The sequence below is a fragment of the Maribacter sp. genome (assembly GCA_020629415.1).
Taxonomy (GTDB): Bacteria; Bacteroidota; Bacteroidia; order Flavobacteriales; family Flavobacteriaceae; genus Maribacter; species Maribacter huludaoensis.
The window spans coordinates 1-13962 of record JAHDDL010000061.1; the positions used below are offsets into that span (position 1 = coordinate 1).

Genomic DNA, 13962 nt, shown 5'->3' on the forward strand with positions numbered 1-13962 from the left:
ACCGATGGATATTATCGTTTTAAAAAAATAGGGCCGTCACTAAAAAAAAGAGAAGAAAAAAGTACAGATTTACAAAAAACGGACAGTATTTAGCAAAGAATAATCAAAATTACTTCCTTGCTAAACCGTAAAAATAATTGTAACCTATTTAATTAAACTTGCAAAATTAAAGGTGGCATTTACAAGATTGTCCCTACTCTGCTCCATAGCCTGATTTAAAGTAGAAATGCCTCTTATGATCGATGCCACATAATTTAACCCGAATTTTTGTTGTTGTGCAACGCTAATACTTACCGAGCCACAGAGTGCGGCAACGGATATATTCTTAGATTTGGCAGATTTTACTACCCCATCTATGGTCTTACCAGAAAGCGTTTGCTCATCTAACTGACCTTCGCCGGTAATGATCCAATCTGCACCATTAATGGCATTATCAAAATCTGCCAATTCTTTTATCAAATTATTACCAGAAATTAATTCGCCATTGAGAAAAACAAGGGCGCCACCACCAACACCACCTGCTGCACCGGAGCCACTTACCTTCTGTAAATCGATTTCATAGCGATTCTTGATAATTTCTGCAAAGTTGCACAAACCCTGATTTAGAAATATAATCTCATTTTCAGAAGCACCTTTTTGTGCCGCATAAATATAAGCGGCACCTTGTAGCCCATAAAAAGGATTGGTGACATCACATGCGACTTTCACTTTTACCCCATCTAATCTATGATGCTTGTTGGAATCATCTATAGTTTTCACCTTTGAAAGATGTTTTCCTATTGGGGATAACTCCAGTCCTTTTTCATCCAAAAACCGAAAACCCAACGCATTTGCCATGCCCATACCACCGTCATTGGTAGCACTGCCGCCAATACCTAAAATAATTTCTGTCGCTCCTTTTTCAAGCGCATCATAAATTAATTCACCTGTTCCAGATGTTGTCGTTTCCATGCAGTCAAACTCATCTACATTCAACAATTTTAATCCTGATGCTTCCGCCATTTCTATGTAGGCAATCTTTGTTTCATCAGAATATAAATAAGATGCATTTATAGGTCTAAAAAGAGGATCGTTTACAGTTATGGTTACCGTTTCTCCTTTTATATAATGTTTAGCGACTTCCATGGTACCATCACCGCCATCTGCTAAAGGCTTTTTCAAAATTTCGGCATCATTGAACACCATTAGGAGTCCTTCCTCTACGGCATCACAAAATTGGAATCCGGTTAATGAGCCTTTAAACTTATCTGGTGCTATTACAAACTTCATTGCTATAAGATTAATTCAAAATACTTGGTAATGCAACACTAAAAGCAACAATTGCAATAAAATACGCAACTAAAATTGCCACTTCTTTTTTACCGCTATAATATTCGACCTCTAACCCTTCGTTCACCTTTCTTTTAACCGTGTAGCTAACACCAAGCGCAACCAATACAGTAACTATACACCCCAGTGCATTCCACCAGAACCAAAAGATCTGAGGCACATATAGCCATAGGTAAACATTGAACAATACCCCAACTACTATACCTATATTGGCACCAAGAGCATGAGTTCTCTTGGTAAGTATTGCCAAAATAAAAGCTGCCAAAATTGGACCATAGAAAACCGAACTTATTTTATTGATGACCTCTATGACCGTGCCTTCTATATTACCTGCAAAAAATGCAAAAAACAAACAGACCAGACCCCAAAAAATAGACAATAACTTTGAATAGGTCATGTATTTTTTATCTGGCATATTAGGGTTAAATCTTTTTACGAAGTCTTCCATAGTTACGGCAGATAAGGAGTTTACCGTAGAACTCAAGGTAGACATAGCTGCTGACATGATAGCTACGATCAAAATACCGATTACCCCATTTGGCAAATACTTAATTATAAAGACCGGCACCATTAAATCTGCCTTTTTTCCTTGTAATGAAGTTATATTGGCTTGGTACACGGTTTCCATCTGTTCTTGAAAACTAACATCTTGCAACAGCAACGTACCCAACACCAACCCCATAATGCAATAGGTCAATGTAAACGGAAAACGCAATAATCCGTTTGCCATCATCAGTTTTTTAAGGTTAGACATGCTACTTGAAGATAACAATCGTTGCGATTGGGTTTGATCGGTACCGTAATAAGAAGCGTACAAAAAGAATCCGCCAATGACCATGGGCCAAAACCCAAATTCATCATTACCATCGGCATTGTTAAACCCCCATTTATTAAAATCTACCGCTGTAATTCTATCAGTATCTACATGTGTAAGAAAATTATCTACTCCGCCAAGTTCGTTAAATCCGAAATATAGACAAATGATTATACCTATAAACAGGATACTCATTTGAATAACATCTCCCCATATCACCGCTTTCATTCCTCCTTGAAAAGAGTAGACCATGGTAATGAGTCCGATAATTAAAATGGAAATCCAAAAATCCAATCCAATTGTGGCTTGTAAAATTAAGGCCATAGTATATACCATAACCCCTGTAGCTACAGACCTGCTTATTTGAAAAACGAAACTTATTAATAACCGCGATGAAGAATCAAATCTTTTCTCTAAATATTCATATACACTAACAATACCTGATTTATACAGTGTTGGTAATACCGCAATAAGCAAAAATGCCATTGCCAATGGTACACCAAACTCATACGTTAGCCACTGCATACCCCCACCATCTTTTAAACCGACGAAAGCAGGTGCCGAGATAAAACTTATGGCAGACAGTTGGGTTGCCATTGCCGATAAGCTTAATGGCAGCCATGATGTTTTACGACCACCTAAAAAGTAATCGCCACCAGAGTTGTTTTCCTTGAACATGAAGCCCAAACCTAAAAACCCTGCTAAATAAACAACAATAATGATATAGTCAACGTAGTTCATACCTTAGTTTTTATTTTTTAGAATCAATAGACCAACCAATACAATGCTGAACATATAGAATGCAATTAAAAAGTAATCAATATAATACATGATTTATAATTTTAGTCTGTATTTACCATGTCTATATACAAAGCTGCACTCCACGAAAAATTGTTACCTCCGTATCCCGTCTGATTTTTATCTCCGGTATCTCGTCTACAGTCAAAATATTCGTAAAAACCGTATTGCTCTATCAGTTCTAAACTGTCTTTTTTAATCCGCTCTGCTAGATCTGTGTAACCGTTACTTCTTAGCCCACGAAAAAGCATCCAGTTCATATTGATCCACACAGGACCTCTCCAATATTTTCTAGGATTAAAACGATCATCAGTAGGATCAAACGATGCACATAGGTATTTGTCTTCTCCACCGAACTTCTCCATCATTGTTTTCACTAAAACCTGAGCTCTTTCTTCAGATGGAATATGTGCGAACAAAGGTGAAAAAGACGATGAAGTAATTTGACGAATAGGTTTCTCGTTTCTTAAATCATAATGCACATATGCCCCTAATGCCGCATCGAACAACTTATCATTGAAACTTTTAATACTTTTTGATTGCCATTGAGATAGGGTTGCAATTTTATCTTCATGACCCCCGATCGATTCATATAATTCAATTAACGCCTGATTAGATTTTATAAGCATTGCATTGAACAATGGATCTTGAACCAAAAAGGGGGATAACTCGGCAATTTTAGCATCATCATAATTGTGCTGTTTGGCAATATCGATAAGGTCCAGATAATGGTCATACTCCCTTTTAGTAGGGCGCTGGGAAGCATCTACATGCGTAGTATCTTTTCTAACAAAAGTGTATTCCGGCGGATCCATCGTTTTCCAGATATCATCCCATACGGGGGAGTTGTCCGTACCAGATTCCCAGTTGTGATAAATGTAGACCAACCCTTCATCTTTTGGGTCTCTATTTTCGTAGAAATACACGTGATTGTCAAAAACCTTATCGATCTCTTCTTTGATAAAGTGCAACATATCATCCTTATCTTCTGCAATACGATACATTTCTTGCAACACAAAACCAGAAACCGGTGGTTGTGTCATACCAGTAGACCTATATTTTTTTGATGATAAAGGATGCAATTCAGATTGATGAAAATCTGCCCCAGGGAAATAGGAATCGTTCTCCGTATGAAAAACAATATGTGGTATAAATCCGTTTTCCCACTGTGCATCAAACAAGGTTCTCATTTCGGTTTTAGCCTTTTCTACATCGTAATGTGTAAAACCGATAGCTATAAAACCTGAATCCCACTTCCATTGAAAAGGATACAGCCCTGCACTAGGTATTGTAAATCCACCTTCTTGAAAATTTGCATCCAAGATCGCAATAGCCTTCTTATATAATTCTTTCTTCATATTTTGTAATAAACAGCCTCAGCAACTAGCCTACGAGGCATTGAATTGAAAACTTAGTCCTTTTATCGACATAAGTATCAACATATTAATTATTGAAATATCGAGTAAAAAACACATTGGCAATTGTCTAGACTACCAATGTGCCTATCAATAAACTTAAACGAACAACAAATTCTTTTTAGAAATTAAAGGTGGCCGTCACAAATAATCTTCTAGGTAGAATTGGTCTACCTACAAAGAATTGAGATTCTGTTTGACCTGCTGAACCTGCTCTTGGATTCCCTTCCGTAATTCCGTCACTATCAAATAAATTAAAGACCGATACCCCCAAACGAACCGATTGGTTATTCTTTTCTTTAGAGAATGTATAACCGGCACCTAACCTACCAATTGTTATGGCATCTAATTCTATATTATTGGTATCATCGGTGAATTTTGAACCTGTGTAGTTGAAACCGAAATTGGCATCAAAAGCAGCATTGTCATAATACAGTCCCAATCCGCCCAACAGGTTTGGCTGTCTAGCCAATTCATTACCAACGTTAGCTTCTGTAGACGTACCGTTTACCAAATCGAAATCGGTATTTTTTGTAATCTCGTGGTTTTGATATGTAGCATTACCACGTAGATTTAGATATTGTGCAAGGCTATAATCCCAAGTTGCCTCTATACCTATAGTTCTTGTGTTTTGCTCAGCTCTTGTTTCATCTATTAATTGACCACCAACAATTGCCTGCCTAATGGAAATACGATCTTTAAGACCTACGTAATACCCTGCAACTGAACCTGAGAATTTTTGGTTTCCGAATTTGGCACCAGCTTCAAACTGAATAATGTTCTCAGCATCGTACGGACTTTCTGAAATACCCGGTACCGGAGCAAAACCTCTTAGTTGTGGAAAGAAATATCCTTTAGAAAAGTTTGCGTATAGATTGGTAGTTTCGGTTAACTCATACAAACCCGCTAGAGAAAGTGCCCAAGCACTAGCATTTACTTCAGTTCTTAAGAACGTACCATCAGCAGTTTGCACGTCACTTAACGCAGCTGTAAGTTCAGGGTCAGCATATACCGTTTCGCTCATAATACCACCACGGCTATTGATACCATCTGTATGTTCCCATCTAAAACCAACATCAAAACGCCATCTATCTAAAATCATCTCGTCTGTAACATATAATGCTACTCTATTTTGAGAAAGAAAGTTATTGGCAGTTTGACCAATACGGTTATATAAACCGCCTTGAGAATACACTACATTATTTCCACTGGCATCGATATAATTTAAGTTTACCAATTGAGGGTTATTATTGAACTCTGTCAACACTCTATATTGATAATTTACATCTTCTGCCTCAGTACGGGCTATGTAAGAACCTACGGTTATGTTATGGTTACCACCATTTGCCGTTTCAATAGACTTAGTAAGGTTGATCTCACCAGAATAATCTGTCATTGGACGTAAACGATCCACATGCAAATTATCTATTACCAAGTCGTTACCGTTAATTTGAGCACCTGACCCACTTTGGTAAGCAGCAGTATACCCTAAATTACCAGGAGCTATACTTTCTACATAATTATCTAATGTTATCGGATTTCCGTTTGTTCCATTTCCTCCTACATACAGGGCAAAGTTGTGCTTGTAATTTGCATATTTAATTTTGGAGGTCAATTTAAGGTCATCTTCAAATCTGTAATTGAAATCACCCATAAGGTAACCACCTGAGGTAGCAACACCATCTGAAATAGGACTATTATAGGTTCCGCCTGGTGTGTTGAACGAGGTATTCGCCAAATCACCGGATAACAATTGTTCAACCGGGTCACCATCATTACCGTTTATACGTTCTCTACTACCACCACTTAATGGAATTGGAAGGTAAAATTGAGCTTTGTCGTCAATAAACTGTCCGCTTAACGTAAAAGAACCGTTATCGAATTTCTTTTTAATATTACCTCTAAACTGAACACCTTTTGTTGGAAGACCAACATCTATAGGACCTCTATCATGACGAACAAAACCAGTAAAAGCGTAATACGTGTTAGAATCTTCACCACCTAGTTGACCACCGGAATAGAAGTCCGTTTTTATTCTACCTTGGTTGGCCACTTCAATATTAATAATGTTACCAGGGTTTGTATCACCCGTTTTACTTGTGTAGTTTATAATACCGGCAACAGAACCTGCACCATATAATACCGCTGCACCACCACGAACAAATTCTACACCTTTAAAACCTATATCCGGTCTTGCATAGACATCATGCGCAGAAGAATTTAGTCCGAAAGAACTAATTAAAGGCATTCCGTCATATTGCAGTGGGTTAAAAACATACTGACCACCGGAAGGCAAACCTCTAACGAATATATTACTTGCCGTTTCACCACCACCACCTTCAGCGGTAATACCTGGGACACTTCTAAGAATATCTGCCTGACTGTTAGCGGATAGCTTGGTTATTTCTTTCATTTTCACAGAACTGATCGATAAGGGAGCCTGCTTTTGAGAACGAAATGTACTTGATGCGGTTAAAACTACCTCATCTAATAACTGACCACCTTCTTGAAGCACGACATTTACCGTTTGTGTAGTACCATTTAAGGTCAAAGATTTATCTACCGAAGTAAAACCGATATACGATATACGTAATATCTGCTCACCAGTAAGGTCTGTTGAAAAAGAAAAATTACCATCAAAATCCGATGTTGTACCCGAAGTGCTACCTACAATTAAAATATTTGCACCGGGAATAGGGTCTCCTAAATTGTCCGTAACGGTTCCAGAAATATCGGTCTGTGCAAAGGAGCTTACACTGATAAGAAGTCCGATTACCGCAAAAATAATTTTCTTCATAATGTTTGGGTTTTTTTAAGTTGAGTCGATTTAAATTATCAAATCGTTGATTTTGAAGCCAAATTATATGAATATAGCATTCTATTAACCTAAAAATAACGAATTACCTATGCAAACGTTTGCGAAAACGTTTGCAATTTAATTTGTAATATTGTTATTCTCTCAAATTCAACATAATTTACTCATTTCCAATCATGAGCAAAAAAAGAAATACCACTTTAAAAGAACTTTCTAAAGAATTGAGTTTATCTATCTCAACAATTTCAAGGGCACTGAACGATCACCCGGATATCAGTCTTGCAACCAAGGAGAAAGTTAAAAAACTAGCTAAGCAAATGAATTACGTTCCTAATTTATTTGCCAGAGGCTTCCGTTCAAGAGAAACACATATACTAGGTGTTATTGTACCCAACATTTCACACCTATTTACTTCTACGATCATAAAAGGAATTATTGAGGAAGCCGAATTAAGGGGGTACAGAGTAATTATATCTGAATCTAATAATGACGACACCAAGCAGACAGAAATGCTAAATACCATGACCCAATTTGGAGTTGACGGAGTGCTAATGTCATTGGCCAGAAAAACAAAAGATGTAGAAGAAGTATTAAAGGTTTTAAATAGAATACCTATTGTATTATTTGACAAAGTATCAAGTAAAATACCTTGCACCCAAGTTGTTATCAATGAAGAAGAAGCTGCTTTTAACGCTGTTGAACATCTAATAGAACTTGGCAAAAAACGAATTGCCATAATTAAAGAAACCGAAAATTCATACAACTCAGAAAAAAGATTTGCCGGTTATTTACGCGCTTTAAACCAATATAAAATACCCGTACGAAACAAGCTAATATTAAGCACCGAAGATATTTCATTGGGCAATGGAAGACGGTTGGCCAATATTCTCATTAGTATGAAAAAACGTCCAGATGCCATTTTTGCCATTACCGATAATGCTGCTATTGGCGCCATAAAGGCATTACATAAATTTAAGATCAAAATACCAGACGAAATTGCAGTGGTAGGTTTTAGCAACTCTATCAACTCAACCATCATCAGTCCGGCTTTGACCACTGTTGACCAACCTGGCGACAAGATCGGCAGAACAGCGGTTCGTTTTCTAATCAAAGAAATAGAAAGTCAACCCAACGAAGTACATACCAAAACTGTTGAGATAAAGACCAGTTTGATCGTTAGGGATTCTTCACTAAAAGCTTAAAGTACGAACACTTGTTATAACGGAATATTGCCGTGCTTTTTCTTTGGCAAGACCGCCACTTTATTTTCAAGCAGGGTATAGGCTTTTATGAGTTTCCTCCTGGTGTCTTTAGGAAGAATAACCTCATCTATAAATCCTCTTTGGGCAGCACTATAGGGGTTGGCAAATAACTTTGCATATTCCGCCTCCTTTTCAGCTAATTTTGCTTCTGGATCATCAGCAGCGTTTATTTCCTTCCTAAAAATGATCTCACTTGCACCTTTGGCTCCCATAACGGCAATTTCCGCTCCAGGCCACGCATAATTTAGATCGGCACCAATATGTTTGGAGTTCATAACATCATACGCACCTCCGTATGCTTTTCTAGTAATTACGGTTACTTTAGGTACCGTTGCTTCACTTAGGGCATACAGTAATTTTGCACCGTTTGTGATAATACCGTTCCATTCTTGATCAGTGCCCGGTAAAAACCCAGGAACGTCTACCAATACTAAAAGCGGAATATTAAAACAGTCGCAAAAACGAGTAAAGCGCGCAGCCTTTTTAGAGCTATCAACGTCTAACACCCCTGCCAAGCTAATAGGTTGATTGGCAACAATACCAATACTTTTGCCTGCCAACCTAGCGAACCCTACAACAATATTATCTGCATAGGCCTTATGTATTTCAAAGAAGGTATCCTCATCAACAATACCATTGATGACATGGCGCATATCATAGGGTTGATTTGTATTTATGGGCACAATATCTTCCAACACATCACGTACCTCATTACCAAGTGTATAGTGAACATCTTCAGGTTTATCTTCACAGTTTTGAGGCATATACCCGATCATCTGCTTAATTTGTTCTATACATTGAATATCATTAGCAGCCGTTAAATGTGTTACACCAGACTTAGTGGCATGTGCCGATGCGCCACCAAGTTCTTCTGATGTTACTTCTTCATTGGTTACCGTTTTTACCACATTAGGTCCAGTAACGAACATGTAGCTAGAGTTTTCTACCATTAAGGTAAAATCGGTCATGGCTGGCGAATATACCGCACCACCGGCACAAGGTCCCATAATAGCTGAAATTTGGGGAATTACTCCCGATGCCATTACGTTCTTATGAAAAATATCCGCATAACCACCTAAGGAACGTACACCTTCTTGAATACGGGCACCGCCACTATCATTAAGACCGATCATTGGAACACCTATTTTCATGGCCATATCCATAATCTTACAGATTTTTTCGGCATGTGTTTCAGACAAGGCACCACCAAAAACGGTAAAGTCCTGTGCAAAGACGCAAACTTGTCTTCCGTTGATCGTACCATAACCAGTGACTACTCCGTCACCATAAAAAACTTGTTTTTCCATGCCAAAGTCTTTGGTACGGTGGGTAACCAAGGCACCCATTTCTTCAAATGAACCTTCATCCAATAAAAAATGAATTCTTTCATGAGCAGTTAACTTTCCTTTGGCATGCTGTTTATCAATACGTGCTTGACCTCCACCCAATTTGGACAATGCCAGTTTTTCCGCTAAAATCTCTTTATTATCTTTCATGCTACTCGTTCAAATCTTATTTGCAATTCTACACTCTACTCTTCTGCCAATTAGAAGAATTTTTGGACGGAACCTTTAAAACCTTTTCATTTTCCTTATACAACTTCAATGCTACCAAGGCCGCTATTCTTCTTTCTTCGGCATATTGCATTTCTAAATGTTCTGGCGAATAGTAGTTTTTAACAAAATGGGTGTCAAAATTACCTGAAGTAAAGGCTTCATGTTCACAGACAAACTTTCCAAAAGACAAGGTTGTGGCAACACCCTCTACTTTATAATTTTCAATAGCCCTAATCATTAATTGGATAGCTTCTTCCCTGGTTTTACCATAGGTAATCAACTTGGAAAGCATGGGATCATAATAAATAGGCACTTCCATACCTTCTTCAAAACCGTCATCAACACGAATACCCTCACCTACCGGTACTTTATAGGTGGTTAATGTCCCTATACTGGGCATAAAATCTGCCAAAGGATCCTCTGCATATACACGAACTTCAAGTGCATGACCGTTTATATTTAAATCTTCTTGGGTAAAAGCCAACGCTTCGCCACGAGCTACTTTGATTTGTTGCTCTACCAAGTCGACACCAGATATCAACTCAGACACCGGATGCTCTACTTGCAACCTGGTGTTCATTTCCAAGAAATAAAAATTCTTGTTTTCATCCAACAAGAACTCTACCGTACCAGCACCTACATAATCGCAAGCTCTAGCTACTTTTATGGCAGCCTCACCCATGGCTTTTCTTATTTCTGGAGTAAGTACAGCTGAAGGAGCTTCTTCCACTACTTTTTGATGTCTTCTTTGAACACTACATTCACGTTCAAATAGATGAACAATAGTACCATGGGTATCGGCAAGTACCTGAATTTCTATATGTCTGGGCGAGCCCACATATTTTTCAATAAAAACAGATCCGTCACCAAATGCCGTTTGTGCTTCACTTATTGCCCTTTGCATCTGCTCTGGTAAATCCTCTAACTTTTCAACTACCCGCATTCCCTTACCACCACCACCTGCAGATGCTTTTATTAGTATAGGAAATCCTATTTCTTTTGCAACTTTTTCGGCTAAGACCACATCTGTTATAGCTTCTTCAATACCGGGAACCATAGGAATATCATAATCACGAACCGCCTCTTTTGCCGCTAGTTTATTCCCCATCACCTTAATGGCATGAGGTTTGGGTCCAATAAAAGTGATCCCGTTGTCCTCCACCATTTGTGCGAAAGTCGCATTTTCACTTAAAAATCCGTAACCAGGGTGAATACCATCTGCACCTGTATCCTTTGCTGCGTTAATTACTTTTTCCATCACAAGATATGATTCTGATGAAGGGGCAGGACCAAGTAAAACTGCCTCATCTGCAAACTTCACATGTGGAGAAATACGATCAACTTCAGAATATACAGCTACGGTTTTAATGCCCATTTTTTGAGCGGTCTTCATTATCCGTAATGCTATTTCACCTCTGTTGGCTATTAGTATTTTTTTCATTAAAACTTAATTTTCCTTTTATACAATGGTGGCTATAAGATTGTTTCTATTCCATTTCAATAATTAACTGTCCTTTCTCAACAGCATCATCTTTTTTAACTTCAACTGATTTTATTACGCCTTCGCCCTGAGCAAGAATAACATTCTCCATCTTCATAGCAGATAGTACCAGTAACGGAGTACCCTCTATGACCTCTTGCCCAACTTCTACCAAAACATCCACAATTAACCCGGGCATGGGTGCTTTTACCTCGTTTAGTTTTTGAGTGGTTACCGCCAGCAATCCCATCTTTTTAATTTGCTGATCATACTCATCTTCAAGTTTAACATCATAAATATTTCCGTTTATGGAAAGGGTGATGGTCTTGTTCAAAAAATTGGAATGAATTATTTCTACGTCAAAAGCGCTATTCTTATCTAAAACATGAAGCGTATTCTCATTGACCAATATACTATCTAAAGAATCTACATCATTAGTGCTACATTGTAATTCTTCTTTGTTTACGGTAATTAGGTAATTTGACATATTTGGATCTTATAAATGCAAAAGTTAAGTAAACCAAAGATATCGAAAAAGTTTGTGGATGAATTTTAAAGTATTGAAATGACCTGCTCCGTTAATTATTTGAATAATAGGGATACCTATAATTTAAAATGGTATACCGAATAGAACACCGAATCTCAGGTAATATAGCGAAGAATTGATTTTATTTATAATAGTAGAGGTGTCGGGAAAAACAGCGAAAATGACCGTAAACATTGACCAAAAACAAAAAATCCAACCTAAATAAATACATTGGATTTCGCTTTCTGCTCACCCTCTAAAACTCTAATTTAAAATAAATAAGGTTTATTTATCTAATATCTAAATCAAATATAAAAGCGAGTTGACACCCTTTTAATAACCTTATTTTAAAAGCTTTATTTGCCGTTTAATATTTTGAAGATACATATTTAAGTAAAAAGGTGTTATTGAACTGAACGAGTCTTCGATATCCATGACTAAAATATCACCCATACTGTCCATTTTTGGATTTTTAAAATCATTAGAAATTTCATATTTCAGTAGCTTTTTCAATTCAAAACTAATCGCATAAGTTTCCACAAGGTATTTTTGTCTAAATTCATTTTGAAACTGTTCACCTACCAATTTTCGATTAGCTAATATACTTTGGCTTCCACTAATATTAGCTTCATCCTCCATTTTTTTATACTTTAAATAGAGATTAGAAAATTCTACAACTTTTAAATTACAATATTTGATAAATTTTTGTTTATCCATATTTGCTAATTCCTGCTTCTTTTGTTGTATTTCCTTTTGAAATCGCTTTTTTTGCTTAACTATTTCAAGATACTTTTTTGACCTAGTTCCTAAATAATCCTTACCTGTATGTTTAAAATTTCTCTCTAGAACTTTCATAAAATCATTTATCTTTTTTCTATTGTCAGTAATATTTTTCATGGTAGTCATTCCATCAGAAAGTAGAACAACAGTATCGTTATTATAAAATAATCCATTAATTCGAATTATATTATCATATAAATCAAGTTGTAACTGAATCTGACCTTTATTATTTATAATTTCTAACCCCGAAGCATCATAATTAATAGAAAAATTATTAGATTTATTTGAAGCCCATTCCCCATCAATTATTTCAAGAGCTAAATTCATTTCGGAATCATAAACTTTACTTGATATTAAAAGCTTTCCCTTATCCAATTTCAAATAAATTGGAGCAAGTAAATTAGTGGGTGAAACTAAGTAACCATTAATTAATTTTTGAATTGAAACTACAACGGAAATACTTCCAAAATTTATTTTATAATTTTCAAATTCTTTTGGAGTAAGTGATATCATTCCCTTCTCACTTTGTTCTGCTTTAATTTTACTTGAAATTTTCTCTGTATTTCCTGATATTTTTTCAATAGATGACACCACAGACTTTATTAACAAAGTGTTAGCGTCAATTTTTGTGTTAAAATCTAAAACCTCTTGAGTTTTTGCTTTATTTTCCGCACTTAAATTTATTATCGTTTCTTTTAATTCTTTTATAGTTTTTTCATTTTCTATTTTTTCTTTGCGATTATTTTTTTCAGTTCCATACCATGTACCGTATGATATAATTGCACCTCCTATTAAAGTACCAAATATTGACCAGATGGCAATTATGGTATTACCGCTTAACTCGGAATTATTTAAACTCATATTTTCTACTAAAGAATTAAACATAATTACTCAATTTTTTTAAATCTAATTTTCTGAAGCTCATCAAAAAATTCCATTCTTTTAAAAATATAAAAGAATTTTCTTTCAACGGATTCATTTCTAATTAAGAATCTTATAAACTATAAATAAAAATGGTAATAAAAATCTAATAAAAAATTGATGAATTTAGTCTAAATCCTTGCTAACGTATATAAACATTTACCAAAAACAAAAAAATCCAACCTAAATAAATAGATTGGATTTCGCTTTCTGCTCCCCCTCTTGGGCTCGAACCAAGGACCCTCTGATTAACAGTCAGATGCTCT

9 protein-coding genes are annotated in these 13962 nt (G+C 36.3%); 1 reads left to right on the plus strand and 8 read right to left on the minus strand.

The genetic code is table 11. From position 1 onward, the window contains the following. Nucleotides 1-144: 144 nt before the first annotated feature. The 4 genes from QZ657_RS16400 to QZ657_RS16415 all read right to left on the minus strand — a co-directional run bounded on the left by QZ657_RS16400 (nt 145) and on the right by QZ657_RS16415 (nt 7153). Entirely contained in the window at nt 145-1269 is a 1125-nt protein-coding gene (locus tag QZ657_RS16400; RefSeq protein ID WP_291968138.1) for a glycerate kinase, read from the minus strand. Nucleotides 1270-1279: 10 nt separating this feature from the next. Then, entirely contained in the window at nt 1280-2884 is a 1605-nt protein-coding gene (locus QZ657_RS16405; protein WP_291968139.1) for a sodium:solute symporter, read from the minus strand. 101 nt (nt 2885-2985) lie between these two features. Next, nucleotides 2986-4299 carry an amylo-alpha-1,6-glucosidase gene (locus QZ657_RS16410; RefSeq protein WP_291968140.1) on the minus strand — a complete coding sequence of 438 codons (1314 nt, stop codon included), beginning with the start codon at nt 4297-4299 and terminating at the stop codon, nt 2986-2988. 178 nt (nt 4300-4477) lie between these two features. Further along, nucleotides 4478-7153, minus strand: a complete 2676-nt coding sequence (locus tag QZ657_RS16415) for a TonB-dependent receptor (RefSeq protein WP_291968141.1) — start codon at nt 7151-7153, stop codon at nt 4478-4480. Nucleotides 7154-7347: 194 nt separating this feature from the next. Between QZ657_RS16415 and QZ657_RS16420 the strand changes: the two genes are divergently transcribed. Further along, complete coding sequence (locus QZ657_RS16420; RefSeq protein WP_276470334.1) at nt 7348-8373, plus strand: LacI family DNA-binding transcriptional regulator; 1026 nt, start codon at nt 7348-7350, stop codon at nt 8371-8373. Between the two features lie 14 nt (nt 8374-8387). Here the strand turns inward: QZ657_RS16420 and QZ657_RS16425 are convergent, their stop codons facing one another. The 4 genes from QZ657_RS16425 to QZ657_RS16440 all read right to left on the minus strand — a co-directional run bounded on the left by QZ657_RS16425 (nt 8388) and on the right by QZ657_RS16440 (nt 13660). Then, complete coding sequence (locus QZ657_RS16425; RefSeq protein ID WP_291968142.1) at nt 8388-9929, minus strand: acyl-CoA carboxylase subunit beta; 1542 nt, start codon at nt 9927-9929, stop codon at nt 8388-8390. A 28-nt stretch (nt 9930-9957) separates the two neighbouring features. Next, nucleotides 9958-11430 (minus strand): acetyl/propionyl/methylcrotonyl-CoA carboxylase subunit alpha, encoded by a 1473-nt coding sequence (locus QZ657_RS16430; protein WP_291968143.1) that lies wholly within the window; start codon nt 11428-11430, stop codon nt 9958-9960. Between the two features lie 46 nt (nt 11431-11476). After that, complete coding sequence (locus QZ657_RS16435; protein WP_291968144.1) at nt 11477-11956, minus strand: acetyl-CoA carboxylase biotin carboxyl carrier protein subunit; 480 nt, start codon at nt 11954-11956, stop codon at nt 11477-11479. A 381-nt stretch (nt 11957-12337) separates the two neighbouring features. Continuing rightward, nucleotides 12338-13660, minus strand: coding sequence for a hypothetical protein (locus QZ657_RS16440; protein ID WP_291968145.1), 1323 nt, complete (start codon nt 13658-13660; stop codon nt 12338-12340). Between the last annotated feature and the right edge of the window lie 302 nt (nt 13661-13962).